Below are 20,279 nucleotides of genomic sequence, written 5' to 3'. Positions count from 1 at the left end.
CAAAGTAATTGCAAACAACATCGGTTATGTCTCGCTCTCTCTTCGCAAACGGAGTCCGTAAAGGGCTTCCCCAGCCTTATGTAGTTCCTGCGTTGGAAGATCCTTCAATATTTTGCAATCGTAACATTCCCTGCCCTTCTGAGTGCTTAACAATGCTCTCGAACGCAAGCTATGCGTTCTTTATTTGTGTCGGTTTTTTGGTCACTGCTGAACCTGTATTCTTGGGAAAAATGGGTATAGAAGTAGAATATATAGCAAGCATAAGGCAAATATACCATACATTGGTAATCTCTGAATATAATTTTTAGTTTACAGAAAATGCCTATATATTTGCATTCGTCTGTCATCTATCAATAAATCTTTCACAATCTCCTTGGCGAAATTAAAAGAAGGTAGACTTGTCTTTAAAAACAAACAGACGCTTTTCTATTTTATAACAGGCTTAAATCGAACCATTCACGCATATGGACTTAACAAAGGGGGGACAGGTGAAACCAGGTGAGCAAATGAGGAAAACAAGGGGGAGACAAAATGCCTGAAGTGCTGTTCAAGGTGGATTTGACCAAACCGATGGAGGAGCAGGATTTACCCGGGCACAACCGCTGGCATCCCGACATTCCTGCCGTGGCTGCGGTAAACCCGGGGGCTGTGTTTCGCATCGAGTGCAAGGACTGGACGGATGGACAGATCCAGAACAACGACGATCCGAGCGACATCCGCGACGTCAATCTAAAGCGCGTCCACGTGCTCAGCGGACCGATCTGGGTAAACGGGGCAGAGCCGGGCGATTTGCTCGTCGTTGACATCCTCGACATCGGCCCGCTGCAGGGGGCGGAGTGGGGCTTTGCCGGCATTTTCGCCCGGGAAAACGGCGGCGGCTTTCTCACAGAGCATTATCCCGAGGCAGCCAAGTCGATTTGGGATTTCCACGGTATCTACACCACCTCGCGCCACATACCCGGAGTCAGATTTGCCGGGATTACCCACCCCGGACTGATCGGCGTTGCCCCTTCCCACGAGCTGCTTGCGAAGTGGAACAAGCGTGAGAGGGAGCTGGTCGCGACAGACCCGCATCGCGTGCCGGAGCTGGCTACTCTTCCCGATCCGACGAGCACTGTGCTCGGTTCGCTTACCGGTGCCGAGTATGAGCGAATCGCAGCCGAGGGGGCCCGTACCGTGCCGCCGCGGGAAAACGGAGGAAACTGCGATATCAAAAACCTGTCCAGAGGCTCCCGCATTTACTTCCCCGTCTTTGTCAAAGGGGCGAAGCTGTCGATGGGAGACATCCACTTTTCCCAGGGCGATGGCGAAATCTCTTTCTGCGGCGGGATCGAAATGGCGGGCTTCATCGATCTGCACGTGGACATTATCAAGGGCGGCATGGCCAAATACGGCATCGTCAACAATCCTGTTTTCAAACCAGGTCCGGTCGAGCCTCACTATTCCGAATTCCTTGTCTTTGAGGGCATTTCCGTCGACGAATTCAGCGGTAAGCAGCACTACCTTGACGCTCATCTCGCCTATCGTCGTGCCTGCCTGAACGCCATCGAGTATTTGAAAACGCTGGGATATACCGGCGAGCAGGCCTACATGCTGCTTTCCACCGCACCTGTGGAAGGGCGGATCAGCGGCATCGTCGACATTCCGAACGCGTGCTGCACGCTCGCCATACCGACGGCGATCTTTGACCGTGATATCACACCGAAATAACAAACCTTCACTTTCTTTTTAGGAGAGGATGCAGTCATGCCGACCTACTCGTTTGTATGTGAAACCTGCGGCGTCTTTGATCTGTACCGCAGCATGGCACAAGCCGGGGACCCCGGGCATTGTCCGGAATGTCAAAAGCTTGCGGTCCGGCTCTATTTGCCCACCGGGTTGATCACGTCGTCCAAAGCGCTGCGGACCCGCATCGAGCAGAGCGCGGTGCCGAAAGTGGTAAAAAGGGAGACTCCCGGCTGTTCCGGGGAAGGCCAGAGACGCGGCAGCGCTCAAGCTCACGGGCATGCTTGCGGATCGCATGGACACAGCCATGCGGGCCATGCCTCTCGTCCCGGCAAGCCGGCCTATCGTTCGCACGCACCCAGCCGTCCGTGGCAGGTGGGGCATTAATCCGTTTGAAAAGAACATCTGCGAGAATATCAAGCCCAGCACCGTGGCGTGCTGGGCTGTTTTTGCTTACGTTTGACCATGCATGTTTTCAATGATTTTATTTGATTGACTTAATTTTCATTCTGTTTTGATACTGGACAATATACTGGTCCAGACGCTGGCTCAATTCTACAACTTCCCCGTTGTCAAAGCCTTTTTCCTGAACAAGTTCAACTAATTGTCCCCGCAAGCTCTCTATAATCCTTATTAAGTCCGTCTCATTATGCCGATTTTGTTCTTGTTCACCTACCAACCGGATCATGCACCTGCCTTTAGGAGCAAGCGATTCCCCTTTTGTAGGCATTCCTTTTAACGGGCACATAAGGGGAACGTCCCATTCTAGAATTTTCACAGCGATCGGATATCACACTTCCTTATTATGTAATACAAGGGCATTTATAACTATACTAGATTCTCCAATAAATACGGCTTTGAAAAAATAAGGAAATATAAAAAGCCAGTACCCGTTTGAAGGTACTGGCCTTTTGATTATCCACCCATTCCGTGTGTGTAGGTTTGCACTGTTTGGGTGACTGTAGTAGTTGACGTTTCATTGTTTGCAATACCGATGCACAAGCTTACAATTAGCGCGAGTGATAACGAAAACAACTTTCGTTTCATTCTTTGAACCTCCCTATTATTTCTTGATATATTCGTTCATGCTGCTCCGATGCATGGTGTCGATGTTCCCAAAACAGTGCAGTACATCGTTTAAATGCTTCTTGATTCTTCAACTTATCGGCTAGGTCCAAACAACATAATATTTCTTCAAGTGCATTGGTAATGCGCCCTTTCTTTAACTCATAGACGACTTTATTATACCTGAAATTATAATGTCTGCCAATATTAACCGGATCCTCATATTTATAAAAACGTTCTATTTCTAGAGAATACTGTTCTAAAATAGGTTCGATAATAATGTCATATTTACTGGCCGCTTCCATGAGAGTCAAAAGCCCCGCTGGTATTTCCGCTGGATGATTGGCTAAAAACTCCAAATACTCAGGCAAAATATGGGTTTCCCCCATCAGCAAATTATACGTGTACAAATTGGCTTTTGCCCACGTCTTGAAATTCTCAACCTCTCTTTTTCCCATATCATCCAAGAGTTCGAACCATCCAAGATCAGCATAGCCTTGAACGTATTTTTTCGCTTCGTTATACAACCCTTGCATTTGTAATGCGACACCTTTTGCGAGAAACCCTTGTCCATAGTACACAACCAAATGGCGTTCCGTTCTTAACTGCTCACAGGTCTTGCCGTTTTTCCGTTTACGCAACTCATCCTGATAGACCTTCATGGCTAGTGATCGTAGTTCGTCTGCGTACTTCTCCACTTCCCTCCACTTTTGCTGCATAAAACACACATTCGCCAATTGCAGCAACCCGTCCAACTGAAAATTTTCCGGTAAACGCTTCCGATAAGGTTCAAACCGAATAACCGCCTTCCAGTTCTCTTCGGCATCTGTCCCTTGTGCTGCCCGGAACAACCGGTACTGACTGATCAAAAAGCGGTCGGAATGGCTGTCCTTCTCATTTTCAATTACGAACTCATAGAACGGAACAGACTCCTTCCGTTTCCCGCCCTCAAAGAGCTGCTCTGCCACTGAAAAAAGGATCCCTACATTTTTGGGGTCATCCAGCAATTTGGAAACGATCTGTTGAATACAATCCTTCAGGCCAATTTCTGCGCACCGGATCAGGTAGGGAATCACTCGCGGGCGAGATACCCTCTCTTTTGCGAAACACTCTTCTGTGTACAATTCATAGAGCCACCCTAAAGGCTTCCCAAAAACTTTAGTCAACGCATCCAATTGTCCTATCGTCATCGGGCGGTTGCCACGTAAAATATCACTAAGGTGTCCGTGATTTATACCGGACAATTCGCTGAGCTTGCTTAATGTATAACCGTTTTGCTTCTGATGCGTTTCTATCTCTGACCGCAACGACCGTTGCACCGTCTCTTGCAGCCTCATAGAAAAACACTCCCCCTACTCACAAAGTGATTACTATTCAGTACGTTAAGTCACTCTTGATAAAGAGATATCTTTTTGATATTTCTATATTTTACCATATGATACACATAGAGGTAAACTATAGAAGTATTTCTCCCAACATATCTTCTCATTTTGTTGAAGATTACCCCCGGCAGACAAAGAAAGGGTATCGAGCGCCTGTCTCTTCAGTCGAGGCGAAAACAAGAAAAGCAGTAGGACTCGATGAATCTTAAAGGCTCCCATTATAAAAGAGAGCAACCCTCCTGCCGATTTCCCTGCAAGAGAACTGCTCTCTTTTTATGAACAAGCTAACATCTCACTGATTCCGTTCGTAAATCAAACGAAGGCCCTTCAGCGTCAAGTCGCCATCAACAACATCGATGCACTCTGCTTCGTTTGCAATCAAAGGAGCCAAGCCCCCTGTCGCGACCACAGTCGGCTGTGTGCCGTACTCGGCCTTGATCCGGCGGACAATGCCCTCCACCTGACCGACAAAGCCGTAGTAAATCCCGGCCTGCATCGCTGATATCGTATTTCGCCCCACCACGGACGAAGGCTTCGCGATCTCGATGCGGGGCAGCTTGGCAGCGCGGCTTACCAGCGCCTCCGTGGAAATGCCGATCCCCGGGGCTATGGCACCGCCCCAGTACTGTCCGCGCTCGTCCACATAGCAAAAGGTGGTGGCCGTGCCAAAATCGACGACGATCAGCGGGGTTCCGTACTCGTGAATCGCGGCCACCGCATTGACGATGCGGTCTGTCCCGACCTCGCGCGGATACTCGTACTTGATGTTGAGGCCGGTCTTGATTCCGGGTCCCACGATCAAAGGCTTATGGCGCAAGTACTTCTCGCACATCCGCTCCATCATCACGTTGATCGGCGGCACGACTGAGGAAATAATGACACCGTCCACGCTGTCCAACGTCAGGCCGACACTGTCAAACAGGCTGCGGACGAGCATGCCGTATTCGTCTTCTGTTTTGTTGCGGTCCGTAGCCACGCGCCAATGATGACGCAGCGTTTCTCCCTCATACAGTCCCATCACGATGTTGGAATTTCCGATGTCCATCACCAGTAGCATAAGGCTTCTCCTACCGTTTCCGGGTGTTTAAATCGAGACTGATATCGAGCGCTTTTACCGAGTGCGTCAGCGCTCCGACCGAGATGACGTCCACCCCAGTTTGGGCAATGCCCCCGATCGTCTCCAGCGTGACGCCGCCGGAGGCTTCCACGACAGCCCGGCCGCCGATCATGGCGACGGCTTCACGCATCGTCTCGTTTGGCATGTTGTCCAGCATGATGATATCGGCTCCGGCAGCCAGTGCCTCCTGCACCTGCCCCAGCGACTCCGCCTCCACTTCGATTTTCATCGTATGCGGAATGGCGGCACGGGCCGCCGCGACTGCCTGAGCAATTCCGCCCGCTCCCTTGATGTGGTTATCCTTGATCATCACGGCATCGTACAGTCCGTAGCGGTGGTTGTGTCCGCCCCCGACGCGGACTGCGTATTTTTCCAGCATTCTCAGGCCCGGGGTGGTTTTTCGCGTATCCACCACCCGCGCCTTCGTTCCTGCGACTGCGTCGGCATACTGCCTGGTCAGCGTCGCGATGCCGGACATGCGCTGAAGCAGATTGAGCGCCAGACGCTCACCGCTCAAGATCGAGCGAACCGAACCGCTGACGTCTGCGATTTGCTCTCCTTTTTCGACACGCGCCCCTTCCTGGACGCGGCTTGTAAAGGACAAGGCTGGATCTACGGTCGCAAACACCTGCTCCGCCACGGACAATCCGGCAATAATCCCTGCTTCCTTGGCGTACAGAATGCCCGTCCCTGTCTCCGTCCCGGGAATCGTGCTCATTGTCGTCACGTCTCCGAAGCCGATGTCCTCTTGCAGCCACTCTTCAATTTTGCGTTGCAATTCCCGCTTATTCCACATCGTACTGGTCACTCTCCTCACGTACACCCTCATCCATCGACTGGATGATGTGCTTGCGCCAAATCAAATCGTCTTTGTTCGGGAAATCATTGCGATAGTGTCCGCCCCGGCTTTCCTCCCGCCGCAATGCCGCGCGTGTCGTCAGCACGGCCGTACCGAGCAGGTTGAGGAATTCGAATGCCTCGATTTCATGGTGCTCGCAGGCGTAAAACCGCTGCATGCGCTCCAGCTCTTCCAACGCCTTTTGTAGTCCCTTTTCCTGCCGCTTTACGCCGACGTGGCGCAGCATCAGCTTTTGCAGCTTGACCCGCTGCTCTCTCGTGTTGACGGTCCGATTCCCCCGTTTTTCTGCCTTTGCCTGCAACGGACGTATTTCGGGCAACGGCGGAAGCTCCCGGATGCGATGAACAATCCGGTGGCCAAACACAACCGCTTCCGACAGCGAGTTGCTCGCCAGGCGGTTCGCTCCGTGCACACCCGTGCAGGATACCTCGCCGCAGGCAAACAGGCGCTTGGTAGAGGTCTCTCCGTTCAGATCGGTCTGAACTCCGCCCATGATATAGTGGCAGGCAGGCGCGACCGGAATCCAGTCGGTTACCATGTCCAGCCCGTATTGGAGGCAGAACTGGTAAATGTTTGGGAAGCGATGCTTGATCAGCTCCTCCGACTCATGCGTGATATCCAGATAAACATAAGCCGAATGCGTGCGCTCCATCTCGGAAACGATCGCCCGGGCTACGACGTCGCGCGGCGCCAATTCCTTTTGCGGATGGTACTTTTCCATGAAGCGCTCCCCGCTCGTATTGCGGAGAATCGCCCCTTCCCCGCGTACTGCTTCCGAGATGAGAAAGCGCGGCGCACCCGGATAATACAGCGCTGTCGGGTGAAACTGGATAAACTCCACATCCTTGATCCGCGCTCCGGCCCGATACGCGATCGCGATTCCGTCCGCTGTCGCGATCTCCGGGTTGGTCGTGTAGCGGTAGAGCTGACCCGCTCCCCCGGTCGCCAGCACCGTGGCCTTTGCTTCCAGGAAAAAGCGTTCACCGTCCGGCTTCATGGCGATCACTCCGACGCATTCGCCGTCCTGTGTCACAACATCAATCGCAAAGTGGTCTTCCAGTACGGTGATGTTGGACTTCTCCCGAACGCGTGCGGACAAGGCGCGGACGATTTCCGCTCCCGTTGCGTCCCCGTGGGCATGCAAAATACGACGCTTGCTGTGCGCCCCTTCTTTGGTCAGCTCGTACCGACCCTCGGCGTCCTTGTCAAACTCTGTGCCGTAGGCGATCAGTTCTTTTAAGCGTTCAGGCCCTTCGTGGACGAGGACTTCCACCGCTTCGTACGAGCACAGGCCCGCACCTGCAATCAAGGTGTCTTGACGGTGCAGCGCAGGCGAATCGGACTTGGCCGTGACCGCGGCAATCCCGCCCTGCGCCCAGCGCGTATTGCTGTCGTCGAGTTTCTTTTTGCTGATCAATACCACTTCATTTTGTTCACTGGCTTGCAGGGCCGTATACAGCCCGGCGATGCCAGCGCCGATGACCGCCACTTCCGTTTTCATCCGCGGCAATGTTTGCAAATCAAAGTCAGCAATATAGCGGGGGATCATTCCCTGTGTCCCTTCTCTCATCCGTGATCAAATCTATGTTTCACCCATTATAACAAATACGTCTTGGTAGCAAAATGAGTTGGCGCAGCTCTTTTGTAAGCCTGAAGCTTTGCGAGTCTTAGCAAGCTTTACGAGGCTTTCGGGTTTTGGGCGGCGTTGTCCGGGCTGCGGTGGCGGAGATGAAACAGGAGAAAAAGGCTCCAGGTTCGGTGGGACACTTGCTTGGAAGCTTATACTGTCCGGCTCCATTCCAAAAGGGAAACCGCGTCCAAAAGCAGCCTGCCCGAGGATGCGTCTCAGAGGTTGGACGCGAAAAGCGTGTTCCCCTTTTTCCATTCCTCCTGGGCCGGTGTCCCAAAGACCTTCGCCTTTTTCTCCTGTTTCATCTCTACAGCGATTGTTTTCGCCCGGTCTTCCTAAAAGCAAAAGATAAAAAAGCCTTTGCTTCGATGAACTTGTCATCGCTGCAAAGGCTGAAAGGAAATCTGCGGAATCTTTATGAATGAGACGGCACGGACGCACAGTCGGAGCAGGTGCCGTATACTTCGAATTTGTGGCCGGTGACCTGGAAGTCCTCGGGGATCGACGACATGATGTTCATCGGGCAACCGGGGAGTGAGGAGGTCTTGCCGCATTCGGTGCAGATGACGTGGTGGTGATGGTGGCCGTCTGCCGAACAAGCGAGCCTGTATTTTCCTTCCCCATCCAGCTCCGTCTCCTCCAGAATGCCCAGATCGACGAATGTCGAGATGTTGCGATAAACGGTGTCAAAGCTGAGATTGGGGTAGTCGTCCTTGATCCGTTCCATGATATCCTTGGCTGACAGGTACCGTCTCTCTGCCGCGCAGATGCGGATCAGCTTTTCCCGTTTACCCGTGTATTTATATCCTTTTTCCTTCAATATCTGCAACGCTTCTTCTACCTTCATCATCCTTGCTCCTTCCCGCATTGGTCACATGCTATCGCAGAGCCGCTTTGATTTTCTTCACACCGAGCACGATCAACAAGATGCTTACGGCTACCAATACAATTGTACCACCAGATGCCCAATCTAGCAGATAGGCAAAATAGAGTCCGGCCAAAACGGATGTTTCGGCGAAGACGATCGCGTACAAAATCGTTTGGCGGAAGCTTCCGGCAATCTGCAGACTGGCTGCTACCGGCAGCGTAATCAGGGCGGAGATCAACAGCACGCCCACGATCCGCATGGAGGCGGCAATCGTCAGCGCCACCAGAACCATAAACCAGAGGTTGATCGAGCGGCGTGCCACTCCGGAGACGCGGGCGAATTCCTCGTCAAACGATACGGCAAACAGCTCCTTGTAAATGAGGAAAACGGTGCCGAGAACGACTGCCGCCACGCCGATCAGGGCGTACAAATCTTCCTTGCTGACCGTCACGATTTTACCGAACAAGTACGAATACAGGTCGGTGTTAAAGCCTTTGGCGATGCTGATCAAAACAGTAAACAGCCCGAGTCCGGTCGAAAGGATGATCGGAATCGCCAAATCCTGATACGATTTGTACACCTTGCGCAGCCGCTCGATAAACAGAGAGCCGATCACCGAGAACAGCATCCCGAAAAACAGAGGATTAACAGCCTGAAACAGCGCAATCTTTTTTGAGATCAGCATGCCTGCCGCTACACCTGAGAGCGTTACATGCGAAAGGCCGTCCGCCATCATCGACAGGCGGCGCACAATCAAAAAGGTCCCCAGAATGGGACAAATCAGTCCAATCAGTATCCCTGAAAACAGGGTATACCGCAAAAAGTCATACTGCCACCAGTCAGCCAGCATGGTTCTACTCCTTCTTTCGTTCCAAATCTACTCAATGGTGGTGAGCGAGCATTTTGATCGAATCACCGTACATCTGCTGTAAAATCTTGTCGTGATTGTGGGCAAAGTCGTGCGCGGAGCCGTGGAAGTGGAGCTTCCGCTGCAGGCAGGCTACCTTGTTGACCCACTGCGTCATCACGCCTACATCGTGGCTGACGATCATCATCGTCATGCCGTTTTCTTCTTTCAGCGAGCGAAGCAGCTCGTAAAACTGTTCAATTGACTCCTGATCCACACCGACGGTAGGCTCGTCGAGGATCAACAGCTCCGGCTCCGCCACCAATGCCCGGGCGATAAAGACCCGCTGAAGCTGCCCGCCGGACAGGTTGCCGATCCGCTGGTCCAGCTTTTCTGTCAAGCCGACGCGTTCGACGACTTCTTCGACTTTTTGGTGGTGCTTGCCTTGCAGGCGGCGGAACAAACCGACCTTTCCCACCAGACCGGAAGCAACTACCTCCCGTACGGTAGCCGGAAAGCCGCCTGCCCCGTGAGCGACCTGCTGGGCCACGTAACCGATCTTGCTCCAGTCCCGGAACTTGGACAAAGGCTGCCCAAACAGCTCCACCGTCCCCTTCGTGGCGGGAAGCAGTCCGAGCAGCAGCTTCATCAGCGTCGATTTGCCCGAGCCGTTCGGTCCGACAATGCCGACGAAGTCTCCGCGTTCCAGAGAGAAGTTTATGTTTTCCAGCACGACTTTCTCTTCATATTGAAAGAATACCGACGTCAGCTTGACTACGGCATCCTCATGTTTCGCTTTCATGACGCCATCCTTCTTCCTTTAAATCGGATTTATTCTGATTTACTACGTTACATCGTACTACGATTCGGCAAAAATCTCAAGAAGTCAAATGCGGCATTCCGCTTTTCCGCCGTCAACTCCCAGAACATCCTCTCCGCTCTTAAAGACCCGCACGTTCTGACGGCGGGTCGCAGAGCGAACGCCAAACACAGTACGGCAAGCAGGCATTAGAAGCCGCCAGAATCAACGGTCAACTGATTCGTGTTGACATATCGGAAATCGTCGATATAATGATGATTATGGAGCCAATCGAAGTGTTTAAAGCATTGTCTAACGAGTCGAGGTTGCAAATTTTGCAATGGTTAAAGGAACCGGAAAAACATTTTGTGCCCCACGAAGGGATTGATATGAGAAAAATCGGGGTTTGCGTGAGTCAGGTCACAGAGAAGCTGAAGATGACTCAATCAACGGTTTCCCAGTATTTGTCCATACTTCAACGAGCCGGTCTGATAAAAACAGAACGGATCGGCAAATTTACGTACTATAAAAGGAATGAAGAGAAAATACGTGAATTCGCTGCTTTTTTCAATAGTGAGCTCTAATTCTATAACTGAATGCCGAAAATGTATTCGGTTTTTGTTTTGTTTGTCAAATCGACATATCGCGATATGTATTATCATATAGTTTTGTCTTTTGTATCTACATTTTTCAATTTATCGATCTAAAATCGACAAAGGAGTTGTGATCTCATTGACCAGTACGTGGAAGGTTTACTTTTTGGCATTAGTCAGTTTTTTAGTCGGCACATCCGAGTATGTCATTTCAGGCATCTTGGATAAGATTTCGGAGACCCTGGGTATCTCCGTCACTTTGACTGGGCAGCTTGTGACGATCTTTTCATTTGTTTATGCTGTCTGCACGCCGCTACTCATGGCTTTGACGGCAAAATGGGAAAGGCAAAAGCTGCTGGTTTCTGCAATGGGCATCTTCGTGTTAGGGAATGTTTTGTCTTTTGTCCTGCCTGGGTTCGAGCTTTTTGTTGCAGCCCGTGTCATCATGGCTTTAGGCGCGGGAATGGTGGTTGTCACCGCCTTGGATATTGCCGCTAAAATTGCCGCCCCGGGCAAACAAGCAAGTGCCCTTGCCACAGTGGTTATGGGATTTACTGCTTCGTTGATTATCGGGGTTCCTCTTGGACGAGTTGCAGCGGCCGCGTTCGGATGGCGGTCTGTGTTCGGCTTCCTGGCACTGGCAGGCTTGCTGGCGATGTTTGTTCTCTACACAGTATTGCCTCGAGTCAAAGGAGACGATCCCGTTCCCTTGTCCAGGCAGCTTGCTTTTTTGAAAAACGGAAAAGTAGCGCTAGGGCTTGCCATTACCTTCTTCTGGTTGGGCGGATACTCCATCGCCTATACCTATATCTCGCCTTATCTTCTCGATGTCGCCGGCTTGAAGGAAGACATGCTGAGCGCAGCTTTATTGGCGTTCGGAATCGCCAGCTTGGCCGGATCCAAATTCGGCGGGTTCAGCACGGACAAGTGGGGCGTGTTCCCGACGCTGACCGGGGGCATGCTCCTGCACGCAGCAGCCCTCATCTTGCTATCCGTTTCCGTTTCCTTGCCCCATTCGTGGCTTCTTGTTGCTGGCTTACTGGTTTTGTGGTCGTTTGCGGCCTGGTCTACCGGTCCTACGCAGCAATTTAATCTGGTTCGGATTGAACCAAACTATTCGGGAATCATGCTGGGCCTTAACCAATCCATGATGCAATTGTCCATGGCGGCTGGTGCAGGAATGGGAGGCATCATTATCGATCAAGTGTCGTTGTCATCGGTTACATGGTTCGGCATGATCGGAGTGGTCCTGGCGATCCTTGCAGCGTTTCTGTTGAGGCTGCGGATGAGTGAAGGAAAGCAGATGGCTCAAGCAAACGAATAAACGAATACAACCGGAATCAGGAGGGCCGAACCGATTCCGGTTTTTTTGTGCTTGGCAGCTCTACAAGCCCATCCTTCGTGAATCAGGAAATTTTGAGGATTATTTATCTCTCTTTTGCGAAACAAACCGGTGTAATTACCGTCATACTAATTGTAAATACAGGGATAAATACCAGAATTGAGGGATTATTATCGAACAAAGGTGATTATCGTAAAAATGAACTCCCCTTTGTTTGTTATATAAAACAGGTGTTTTGGCGACAATAACCATCCGTAAAACAAAACGTAAAATTTCGAAAATACATGGGGTGAGATTTCGCTGTGAGTATATTTCGCCTATATACTCTTGGAATGCTACTGCTGGTCATATTGGTTGGATGCTCTCCCCCAAAGCCGCAAACGGAAATGCCAGATCATGCACCCCCGCATTCAACTCCTGCCGGGCAAGTCAAACAGGGCAAGCCCTCAAGCGAAGACGACGCGCTTTTCCCCATTAGACAAAGGGACCATGCAGGATATATCAACCGGAGCAGACAGGTCGTTATCGAGCCGTCATTTCTCCAAGGTTTTGCCTTTTCAGAGGGTCTCGCCATTGTAGAAAATGACGATCGGAAGCTGGGGTACATCGATAAACAAGGAAGCGTTCGAATCGATTTTCAATTTCCCGATGCACAGGATTTTTCGGAAGGGCTGGCTGCGGTACGGGTCCCGAACGGAGAAGGATGGGGTTATATTGATCGGACCGGCAAAGTCGTCATCACACCGCAATTTAAATTCGCCGGAAGCTTTCACGAGGGGCTGGCTGCTGTCCATGATCACGACTCCTTCCGCTTTATCAACCGATCTGGAGAACCGGCTTTCGAGATCCCGTTTCCGAATGTACAAGAACTGGGGGATTACTCCGAAGGCTTGGCTTTTATAAAAACAGGGAATCTATACGGCTTTTTGGACAAAAGCGGAAAGGCAGTCATCCCGCCCACCTTCCAGAGTGCACATTCTTTTCAAGAGGGATTCGCAGCGGTGAAGCTCGACGGCAAATGGGGATTTATCGATCGACAGGGTACGATGAAAATAGCCCCCGCGTACGAATTGGCCCATGCTTTTTCCGAAGGATTGGCCGAGGTCAAGACAGGGCAAGGGTGGGGATTTGTCGACAAGACGGGAAAGACAGCCATTGCCCCGCAATTTGCGGAGGTGGGTTCCTTTTCCGAGGGGCTTGCCGCAGTAAAGCTTAACGAAAAGTGGGGGTTTATCAACGCACGCGGAGAAATCGTCATTCCGGCTCAATTTGATTTTGCTTACGACTTTCATCATGGCCTGGCTAACGTGCAAACGGGTACAGCATGGGGCTATATCGATCAAAGCGGTGGAGTTGTCTGGCCCCCGCAACAGTAAAATCCGGATATAAAAGATAGAAAAAAGGAAGCTGCCCCTTTGGCTCTATGGATCGCCAAGGACAGCTTCCGTTCCTTTTTCCTATTTCAATGCCGTACGCAGCATTTCGAGGTTGTCTTTCATAATAGAGAGATAGTCTTTCCCCGCTTTCGCCTCTTCCTCCGTCAAGCCTTCCAGAGGATTAAGCGTTCCCGTTTGGACGCCTGCTTCTTTGGCAATCACTTCGGCTACCTTCGGCGACGCCAGGGTCTCAAACAGGACATACGAAATGTTGTGTTCCTTCACGTGTTCGACGAGCTCCTTCATCTCTGACGGCGACGGCTCGTCGGCTGGATCAATCCCTGAGATTGCTACCTGCTCCAGTCCGTAACGCTTGGCCAGATAGGCAAAGGCGCTGTGGGCGACCATAAACTCTTTTTTGGAGGATTTGCTTACCATATCCGCAAAGTCTTTGTCCAGCTGATCCAGATCGGCGGCCAGCTGCTGGTAGTTCTTCTCGTAGGCATCAGCATGCGCCTTGTCCTTTTCAACCAGAGCGGACTTGATTTTCTCCGCCTGTGCTTTCAGCATGGTCGGATCGAGCCACACGTGGGGATCGGTACCGCCGTGATCATGCTCGTGCTCATGGGCATGCTCCTCGGTAGAGCCAGTGGCAGCAGCCGCATCCTGCTTGTGTTCTTCGTGACCCTGGGCTTCGGAACCTTCCTTGTGTTCCTCATGTCCTTGAGCCCCGGAGCCTTCCTTGTGGTCGTCATGTCCTGCTTCGGCTGCCTCGCCCTCGTGTCCGTGATCATGGTCATGTCCCCCCGCAGCTTCCAGCAGGGAAAGTCCCTCCGTTGTATTGACCACTGTCGTCTTGTTTTTGTCCATGCCTTTTACCGCGTTGTCCACCCATGCCTCAAACCCGCTCCCGTTGTAAATGAACAGGTCGGCACTGCTCAGAGCGACCATATCCTTGGCAGTCGGCTCAAAATCATGAGGCTCCACTCCGGCTGGTACGATATTCGCCACGTCGGCATATTCGCCAGCGATCCGCTTGGCCGCATACTCCAGCGGGTAAAGCGTCGTATATACTTTTATTTTGGATGTTCCCTCATCCGTTTGCGGAGACGTATTGGCAGTATTTGCTGTGCCACAGCCAGCCATAGCCAATGCGGTCACAATCGTCAGCGTAGCCAGCATCGTTTTTTTCATCCTTCTTCCACTCCTCTTACAATTCATAATCATTCCGATTTGTATCTCAACCGTTTTTTATTATACGGGCAGCTGCCCATAAAGTAAATAGGATTTATTCCGATTTGCGCCGGTTTCTTCACAATTTCTTCATCGCATTATGATATGATACCGGTAAGGAGGTCTGTCCAGGATGAAACGGAAACATTTCTTTGTAATTGGTCTTATGGCTGCAGCCCTTGTCTCCGGCTGTGCCTCTCAAGACAAAGCCCAGGGCGATCATGCAGCGCATCAGCAGCACGCCCCAAATGGAGACCTGCAGGAGATGACCGCTTCGGTGGATCAACTGCCCAGCTTTTTGGACAACCAAGACCCGCAAATCGTCGCAGCCTATAAAGTCGCTGCAGCCAATCGCGAGCTTCTCAAGGTGATTCCTTGCTACTGCGGCTGCGGTGAAAGTGCCGGCCACCAGCACAATGGAAACTGCTTTATTAAAGAGGAAAAAGAAGACGGCTCCATCGTCTGGGACGATCATGGCACCCGCTGCGGCGTATGTATGGAAATCGCCGTCGTCTCTGCCAAGATGAAACTGGATGGAAAAACCGATAAAGAAATCCGCACGTTTATCGACGATACGTATAAAGACGGCTATGGAAAGCCGACTCCGACTCCCATGCCGTCGTAAGATTCGGTTGCAGGAGCATATGACAAAACCCCTTCCAAGCGCAGGAAGGGGTTCTTGTTTTCCGCTAGTTTTCTTCGCCGAGGTTCTTGATGCCATTTGCCAAAAGCGATGCGTAAACCTTGGCTCCTTCGGTGGTGAGATGAACGCCGTCTTTTACAAAATACTCATCGTGGTTGGCGCTGGCCTCATGCCAGTTGATCAGCGAAATTTGCGGAGAGCTGTCGGCCCTCTCTTTCAGTGCTTCGTTGACCGTACTCTCCCATGGACGAGGGACACGGGTGTTGATCAGGACGATCTGCCGGTTTTTGCCGAGTGTGTGCAAGAGTGAATCCATCTGCTTCTTCGTGAAAGCACCGTTTGAACCAAGCTCCAGCACCACGGTTTTGCCCAGTTTCCCTTCCGCATGGAGGCGGTTGGCCACTTCCAGCGCTTGGGACATCTGTCGGCCAACCTTTCCGTCGATGACGATTCCCGGCAGCATCTCTTTTAAGTAAGGCTCCGCGTCGAGAATTACGGAATCCCCAATGACGGTAATGCCATGGCCGTTCCCGATGACAGGTGTTTCCGCTTTTCCCTCCTGGCCCTTCTGCTGTTCCGCAGCCGAACCGTCGGGTTGGTCTGTGCTCGTGCCTTGGCTGTTGCCCGCTGATTGCTTGTCGCCCGTTGCGGCATCAGCATTCGGAGATTTGTCTGCTGCTGAAGGGGTCTGCTTCTCCTTTGACGCATTCTTTCCACCAGCAGGAGATTGCTTGCCGTCCTTGGCGCCGTTCTTTCCGGCCGCCACCGTATCCTTCGCGCTTTCTCCACTGCCGGGCTGATTGGTTTGCTTTCCATTCACTGCCTGATTGCCTGCCGGCTTTGTTGCATGTCCGCTTTTATCAGCAGCAGCACTGTCTGCACTGCCTGGGGTTTGGGGTCCCTTTCCATCGCCGGGCGTTTGTGCTCCCGCAGCAGCTCCAGACCCATGCGCTTGATCAAGGGACGCTGGATCTGCTTCCGTTTTGCCATAAACCTTGTCAGGAGTAGACGAACTCGCGGTAGCTATCGGGAACAGATGCGTCATCCCGGCAAAGGAAAGGCTGATCACGAGCAAGGCCCCAATCGAAGCAATCCATGCGACGCGTCTGCTCCTCCCCGACCGTCCTTTGATGCGTTTCCACAACCGTCCCAACCCGCCGTGGCGAATCGGTTCTTCAATGAATCTCCACGACAGGGCAGCGAGCAGGACGCTTGCCGTTACCTGAACAAATGCCAGCGGGACGTTCACTCCCCCTGTATTTACCTCTGGGCTGGTCAGCACAATGACGGGATAATGCCACAGGTAGATGCCGTACGAGCGAACGCCAAACCACCGCAGAGGCTTTGCGCCCATCAGCTTGCCAAGCAAAGAGGCGGGGTGGGCAAGCACAGCTACTACGACAGCCGTTGCCAGAGAAAGTACGACCAATCCGCCTTGATAGAGAAACTCGTCATACTCATTTATATGGAAGATCATCGAAATGACGACCAAAAGACCTGCTCCCCCGACCAGATCGAGGGCCAACCGTACGCCAGCCGAGACGTTGTGGGAAAGCTTCCTGCTCGGCCATACCATCGCGAGCGCAGCCCCGATGAGCAAACCGAAAACTCTGGTGTCAGTCCCGTAATACACCCGGCTCGGATCAGCCCCCGGCTCATAAAGCAGCCCCATCGCCAGTGCTGAAGCGGCGGCTCCCGCCAGCGTCAGTCCGAGCAGCTTTCCCCGTTTTCTCAGGAGGCTAAGCCCAAGTACGAGCACCAGCGGCCAGATGAGGTAAAACTGTTCCTCTACAGCCAATGACCAAAAATGGCCCAGCGGAGAAGGCGGACCGAAGCTCTCGAAGTACGAAACCTCATGAAAGATCAGCCACCAGTTGCTGACATAGAGCAGCGCCGATCCGATTTCTTCTTTCATCGCCAAAAGTCGGGAGGGATCCTTAATGGCAAGCCATCCAACTACCGCTGCCATCATGACAAGCATCGCCGGCAGGAGCCTTCGCGCCCTCCTCAGCAAGAAATCGCCCAAATGGAGCCTGCCGCTTCGTTTCCACTCGGCGATGAGAATGTCCGTAATCAAATATCCGGACAAAACGAAAAATACACCGACCCCCAGCAGTCCTCCGGGTGTCCAATCCAGATGAAGGTGGTAAGCGATAACGGCCAGCACTGCCAAAGCTCTAAGCCCATCCAAGCCAGCCATGTAGCGGCCGTTTGCCTTGATCGGCTTAGGCATCTCGTCCACCCCCTCTGCGTGTTGCTGCTCTTGCTGTAATTGACTCTTGCTGCCCTCTTGTCATGATCAGTCTGCCTTCCCCTCTAGTGTACTTGTATATATGAAAGGAAAATCCTCGATTGAGGCGATTTCACCAAAAAACGACATTGTTTTCACACGAAGACAAACGCTCCTTCCGTCCCTCATATGAAGAGCTTTCCTATGTACGTTCCCATTATAAGAAGTACAATCGCAAATGTATTTACAAATCGTTAAAAAGAAAAAAGTTATTTTTTTCCGCAAGATAAAAAGAATCGACAAAAATGTTAAACCCCACGTAAAAGCTCGAAAACATACTTCGACAGCTATACGGTATGTTGATTGCAAAGCGTTTGATAAAATGGAAGTAACTCTCTGTCCACTGGAGATAAAAAGGGGATATTGCCCATGACGGATCAGCAATCACGTTGCTCCTCATTGATTTGCAGGTTGGACCACTTTGGGGAACTTACAAGACCGAAGAAACCTTTGCGGTGATTCAAACCTTGATCGAAAAAGCACAAGAAGCGCACATTCCGATTTTTTACATCCAATACGAAGGAATACCCGGAGATATGATGGCAAACGGATCGATGTTCTGACAGTTTGTCCAGGGGATTTCGCCTTGCGACTCCCGACAGGGGAATGACCGTCATCCCGGCAGAGCAGGTGCGATTTCAGACAGCGGCCATCTGGGGCTGCTGTTTTTTGTTCAGGCGACTGAATGGAGACTATCCAACATAAAGTTTGACGAAAAGGAACCAAAAACGTTTCGACCGATTCTTGCCATTCCCCCTTTACGAATGCGGCTGGCTTCTTGTATGATTATACATAGATATTCGATGTATCGAATTCCAATGCAAAAGGAGGCTATCATGAAAATCAACAAGGAGCTGATGAAGGGCAGCACGGTCATCCTCATTCTGACCCTTCTCGAACGAAAAGCGATGTACGGCTACGAGATGAGCAAAGAAATGGAAAAGAGCTCAAACGGCATCCTTTCCTTGAAGGAAGGAACCCTGTACCCTATCCTCCACACGCTGGAATCGGAGGGACTTGTCGAATCGTACTGGAGCGATGGCGAAGGCGAGCGGAAGCGGAAATACTATCGGATCACCAGAGAAGGAAAAGCACGGCTGCAGGAAAAGAAACAGGAGTGGGTCGCGTTCCGCACCGCTGTTGATCAGGTACTTGGGGAGGGACGGGCATGACGCCAAACGACAAGATTCAGGCATACATACGGCAGGTCTGCTCTCAGATTCGCTGCAAGGACGTGCATCCAGCCGTAACGCTGGAGCTGGAGAGCCACATCGCCGATAAGGTGGAGGATTTGATGGAGTCCGGCAGCACGGAAGCCGAGGCTGTCGAACGAGCCCTGGCGGAAATGGGAGATCCGTTCGCGGTGGGAAAACATCTGCATGAAGCACACAAGCCCCGGATGGAATGGAGTGTCGTCGGGATGGTGGCGGCATTGATTGGGATCGGACTCCTCGTTCTGCTCTCACTTATTGCGGGCAATCCCGAAGATATCAAGTTCCTGAAGAGACAGCTCGTCTTTATCTGCTTTGGAATTGCTGCGTTTGTCGCCCTGCTTTACGCCAATTACAGCAAAATGAAAGCTTACGGCCTGCTCATGTATATGGGTACTCTCCTCGCAGTTTTTTTTGCGTTTACACAAGGAAAGACCATGTCAGGAAAACCGTACTTGGATATCGGCATACCCATCGATATTGTCAGACTGAGTCCGTTTTTGCTGATCATCTCGCTCGCGGGAATATTTTCAGACTGGAACTGGCAAAGGAAGCTCTCTCTGTGGCTGGTATTGGGGCTGTATTTTGTTCCTTTGCTGTTTTATGTCAAGGCACCTGACTTGTTTGCCGGGATCCTTTTTTCCGTCGGTTTTTTCGTTCTGCTTTTCCGCTCGCCGGCGAGTAGGCGTCAAGCTTGCATCAGCCTAGGCACACTCTTGATTGGAGCCGTGGCATTACTCCTTCTGACGATGGAACGCTATCAGCTAGACCGCTTGTTGTACTGGGTCAACCCGTATGAAGAACCTATGGGGAGAGGATATATGCTGATTCGGTCCCTGGAGGCAATCAGATCCGCAGGCTTGTGGGGACATGGTTTCGGTACCAAGCTGGAGGGGTTGGGTTATACCGCAGCACTGGGGTCCGATTTCATTTTTGTTTATCTGGTGTACGCGTTCGGGCTGGCTGCAGGGGTCGGCGTCCTCTTGATCGGCATGCTCTTGCTGATGCGACTGTTTCGAGCCGCCAAGCAAACGAACGACCGTTACGGAGCACTGCTTATGTGTGGACTTGCGGCCATGTTTTTTACCGAGTATTTTTGGGGGATTTTGATGGCAATCGGGTGGGTCCCATTTTTTTCCGCACCCATACCGCTCATCAGCTACGGCGGTCTTACCTTCATCAGTCACATGGCAATACTGGGTCTGGTCCTTGGAATTTACCGCCAAAAGGACGTGAGACAGCCGCTCTCCTCTTAAAGCTTTTACAGTGAATACTTTGGCTGTAGAGTAGAGAACTGAA

General features: G+C 51.7%; 18 protein-coding genes. 8 read left to right on the top strand and 10 right to left on the bottom strand.

What is annotated here, in order from left to right; translation table 11 throughout:
* The first annotated feature begins 531 nt into the window (after positions 1-531).
* Together fmdA and EDM54_RS12800 are read left to right on the top strand one after the other, a co-directional pair.
* On the top strand, positions 532-1,710 hold the full coding sequence (gene fmdA, locus EDM54_RS12805) for a formamidase (protein ID WP_122958270.1): 1,179 nt from the start codon (positions 532-534) through the stop codon (positions 1,708-1,710).
* A 36-nt stretch (positions 1,711-1,746) separates the two neighbouring features.
* Positions 1,747-2,112, top strand: a complete 366-nt coding sequence (locus EDM54_RS12800; RefSeq protein ID WP_024984720.1) for an FmdB family zinc ribbon protein — start codon at positions 1,747-1,749, stop codon at positions 2,110-2,112.
* Positions 2,113-2,209: 97 nt separating this feature from the next.
* On the opposite strand, the gene EDM54_RS12795 is transcribed toward EDM54_RS12800, so the two are convergent.
* The 8 genes from EDM54_RS12795 to EDM54_RS12755 form a co-directional block, all read right to left on the bottom strand.
* Positions 2,210-2,413: an aspartyl-phosphate phosphatase Spo0E family protein gene (locus tag EDM54_RS12795; protein ID WP_051567418.1), complete on the bottom strand. Its 204-nt coding sequence runs from the start codon at positions 2,411-2,413 to the stop codon at positions 2,210-2,212.
* Positions 2,414-2,768: 355 nt separating this feature from the next.
* Positions 2,769-4,127, bottom strand: coding sequence for a helix-turn-helix domain-containing protein (locus tag EDM54_RS12790; RefSeq protein WP_122958269.1), 1,359 nt, complete (start codon positions 4,125-4,127; stop codon positions 2,769-2,771).
* 337 nt (positions 4,128-4,464) lie between these two features.
* Positions 4,465-5,229, bottom strand: coding sequence for a type III pantothenate kinase (locus EDM54_RS12785; RefSeq protein ID WP_122958268.1), 765 nt, complete (start codon positions 5,227-5,229; stop codon positions 4,465-4,467).
* 10 nt (positions 5,230-5,239) lie between these two features.
* Complete coding sequence (gene nadC, locus EDM54_RS12780) at positions 5,240-6,085, bottom strand: carboxylating nicotinate-nucleotide diphosphorylase (protein WP_024984723.1); 846 nt, start codon at positions 6,083-6,085, stop codon at positions 5,240-5,242.
* The gene (nadB, locus tag EDM54_RS12775; protein ID WP_003390284.1) at positions 6,075-7,697 is read right to left on the bottom strand and encodes an L-aspartate oxidase; all 1,623 of its coding nucleotides are present in this window, start codon (positions 7,695-7,697) and stop codon (positions 6,075-6,077) included. The genes nadC and nadB overlap by 11 nt, the downstream gene beginning before the upstream one ends.
* 496 nt (positions 7,698-8,193) lie before the next feature.
* Positions 8,194-8,625, bottom strand: a complete 432-nt coding sequence (locus tag EDM54_RS12765; protein WP_024984725.1) for a Fur family transcriptional regulator — start codon at positions 8,623-8,625, stop codon at positions 8,194-8,196.
* A 31-nt stretch (positions 8,626-8,656) separates the two neighbouring features.
* Complete coding sequence (locus EDM54_RS12760) at positions 8,657-9,496, bottom strand: metal ABC transporter permease (protein WP_003390281.1); 840 nt, start codon at positions 9,494-9,496, stop codon at positions 8,657-8,659.
* 31 nt (positions 9,497-9,527) lie between these two features.
* The gene (locus EDM54_RS12755; protein WP_003390280.1) at positions 9,528-10,295 is read right to left on the bottom strand and encodes a metal ABC transporter ATP-binding protein; all 768 of its coding nucleotides are present in this window, start codon (positions 10,293-10,295) and stop codon (positions 9,528-9,530) included.
* A gap of 278 nt (positions 10,296-10,573) precedes the next feature.
* Between EDM54_RS12755 and EDM54_RS12750 the strand changes: the two genes are divergently transcribed.
* The 3 genes from EDM54_RS12750 (at position 10,574) to EDM54_RS12740 (ending at position 13,603) form a co-directional block, all read left to right on the top strand.
* Positions 10,574-10,876 carry an ArsR/SmtB family transcription factor gene (locus EDM54_RS12750; RefSeq protein ID WP_003390278.1) on the top strand — a complete coding sequence of 101 codons (303 nt, stop codon included), beginning with the start codon at positions 10,574-10,576 and terminating at the stop codon, positions 10,874-10,876.
* A gap of 148 nt (positions 10,877-11,024) precedes the next feature.
* On the top strand, positions 11,025-12,209 hold the full coding sequence (locus tag EDM54_RS12745) for an MFS transporter (RefSeq protein WP_122958266.1): 1,185 nt from the start codon (positions 11,025-11,027) through the stop codon (positions 12,207-12,209).
* Between the two features lie 404 nt (positions 12,210-12,613).
* Positions 12,614-13,603: a WG repeat-containing protein gene (locus EDM54_RS12740; protein WP_024984727.1), complete on the top strand. Its 990-nt coding sequence runs from the start codon at positions 12,614-12,616 to the stop codon at positions 13,601-13,603.
* Positions 13,604-13,684: 81 nt separating this feature from the next.
* Here the strand turns inward: EDM54_RS12740 and EDM54_RS12735 are convergent, their stop codons facing one another.
* Positions 13,685-14,797, bottom strand: coding sequence for a metal ABC transporter solute-binding protein, Zn/Mn family (locus tag EDM54_RS12735; protein ID WP_031933430.1), 1,113 nt, complete (start codon positions 14,795-14,797; stop codon positions 13,685-13,687).
* Positions 14,798-14,969: 172 nt separating this feature from the next.
* Here EDM54_RS12735 and EDM54_RS12730 point away from each other — a divergent pair, with 172 nt between their 5' ends.
* Positions 14,970-15,461 carry a PCYCGC motif-containing (lipo)protein gene (locus EDM54_RS12730; protein WP_122958265.1) on the top strand — a complete coding sequence of 164 codons (492 nt, stop codon included), beginning with the start codon at positions 14,970-14,972 and terminating at the stop codon, positions 15,459-15,461.
* 64 nt (positions 15,462-15,525) lie between these two features.
* On the opposite strand, the gene EDM54_RS12725 is transcribed toward EDM54_RS12730, so the two are convergent.
* Positions 15,526-17,712: an acyltransferase family protein gene (locus EDM54_RS12725; RefSeq protein WP_024984729.1), complete on the bottom strand. Its 2,187-nt coding sequence runs from the start codon at positions 17,710-17,712 to the stop codon at positions 15,526-15,528.
* A gap of 893 nt (positions 17,713-18,605) precedes the next feature.
* Here EDM54_RS12725 and EDM54_RS12715 point away from each other — a divergent pair.
* Positions 18,606-18,941, top strand: a complete 336-nt coding sequence (locus tag EDM54_RS12715) for a PadR family transcriptional regulator (protein WP_003390271.1) — start codon at positions 18,606-18,608, stop codon at positions 18,939-18,941.
* Positions 18,938-20,236 (top strand): FtsW/RodA/SpoVE family cell cycle protein, encoded by a 1,299-nt coding sequence (locus EDM54_RS12710; protein ID WP_122958264.1) that lies wholly within the window; start codon positions 18,938-18,940, stop codon positions 20,234-20,236. Before EDM54_RS12715 ends, EDM54_RS12710 begins: the two co-directional genes overlap by 4 nt.
* Positions 20,237-20,279 lie beyond the last annotated feature (43 nt).

Origin of the sequence: Brevibacillus borstelensis (genome assembly GCF_003710865.1) — a bacterium.
Taxonomy (GTDB): Bacteria; Bacillota; Bacilli; order Brevibacillales; family Brevibacillaceae; genus Brevibacillus; species Brevibacillus borstelensis.
This window is presented reverse-complemented; position numbering and strand designations above follow the sequence as displayed.

What these genes read in the sequence shown, in the direction of transcription:
- fmdA (WP_122958270.1), top strand. Translation starts at nt 532, where the DNA reads ATGCCTGAAGTGCTGTTCAAGGTGGATTTGACCAAACCGATGGAGGAG.
- EDM54_RS12800 (WP_024984720.1), top strand. Translation starts at nt 1,747, where the DNA reads ATGCCGACCTACTCGTTTGTATGTGAAACCTGCGGCGTCTTTGATCTG.
- EDM54_RS12795 (WP_051567418.1), bottom strand. Translation starts at nt 2,413, where the DNA reads ATGATCCGGTTGGTAGGTGAACAAGAACAAAATCGGCATAATGAGACG.
- EDM54_RS12790 (WP_122958269.1), bottom strand. Translation starts at nt 4,127, where the DNA reads ATGAGGCTGCAAGAGACGGTGCAACGGTCGTTGCGGTCAGAGATAGAA.
- EDM54_RS12785 (WP_122958268.1), bottom strand. Translation starts at nt 5,229, where the DNA reads ATGCTACTGGTGATGGACATCGGAAATTCCAACATCGTGATGGGACTG.
- nadC (WP_024984723.1), bottom strand. Translation starts at nt 6,085, where the DNA reads ATGTGGAATAAGCGGGAATTGCAACGCAAAATTGAAGAGTGGCTGCAA.
- nadB (WP_003390284.1), bottom strand. Translation starts at nt 7,697, where the DNA reads ATGATCCCCCGCTATATTGCTGACTTTGATTTGCAAACATTGCCGCGG.
- EDM54_RS12765 (WP_024984725.1), bottom strand. Translation starts at nt 8,625, where the DNA reads ATGAAGGTAGAAGAAGCGTTGCAGATATTGAAGGAAAAAGGATATAAA.
- EDM54_RS12760 (WP_003390281.1), bottom strand. Translation starts at nt 9,496, where the DNA reads ATGCTGGCTGACTGGTGGCAGTATGACTTTTTGCGGTATACCCTGTTT.
- EDM54_RS12755 (WP_003390280.1), bottom strand. Translation starts at nt 10,295, where the DNA reads ATGAAAGCGAAACATGAGGATGCCGTAGTCAAGCTGACGTCGGTATTC.
- EDM54_RS12750 (WP_003390278.1), top strand. Translation starts at nt 10,574, where the DNA reads ATGGAGCCAATCGAAGTGTTTAAAGCATTGTCTAACGAGTCGAGGTTG.
- EDM54_RS12740 (WP_024984727.1), top strand. Translation starts at nt 12,614, where the DNA reads ATGCCAGATCATGCACCCCCGCATTCAACTCCTGCCGGGCAAGTCAAA.
- EDM54_RS12735 (WP_031933430.1), bottom strand. Translation starts at nt 14,797, where the DNA reads ATGAAAAAAACGATGCTGGCTACGCTGACGATTGTGACCGCATTGGCT.
- EDM54_RS12730 (WP_122958265.1), top strand. Translation starts at nt 14,970, where the DNA reads ATGAAACGGAAACATTTCTTTGTAATTGGTCTTATGGCTGCAGCCCTT.
- EDM54_RS12725 (WP_024984729.1), bottom strand. Translation starts at nt 17,712, where the DNA reads ATGCCTAAGCCGATCAAGGCAAACGGCCGCTACATGGCTGGCTTGGAT.
- EDM54_RS12715 (WP_003390271.1), top strand. Translation starts at nt 18,606, where the DNA reads ATGAAAATCAACAAGGAGCTGATGAAGGGCAGCACGGTCATCCTCATT.
- EDM54_RS12710 (WP_122958264.1), top strand. Translation starts at nt 18,938, where the DNA reads ATGACGCCAAACGACAAGATTCAGGCATACATACGGCAGGTCTGCTCT.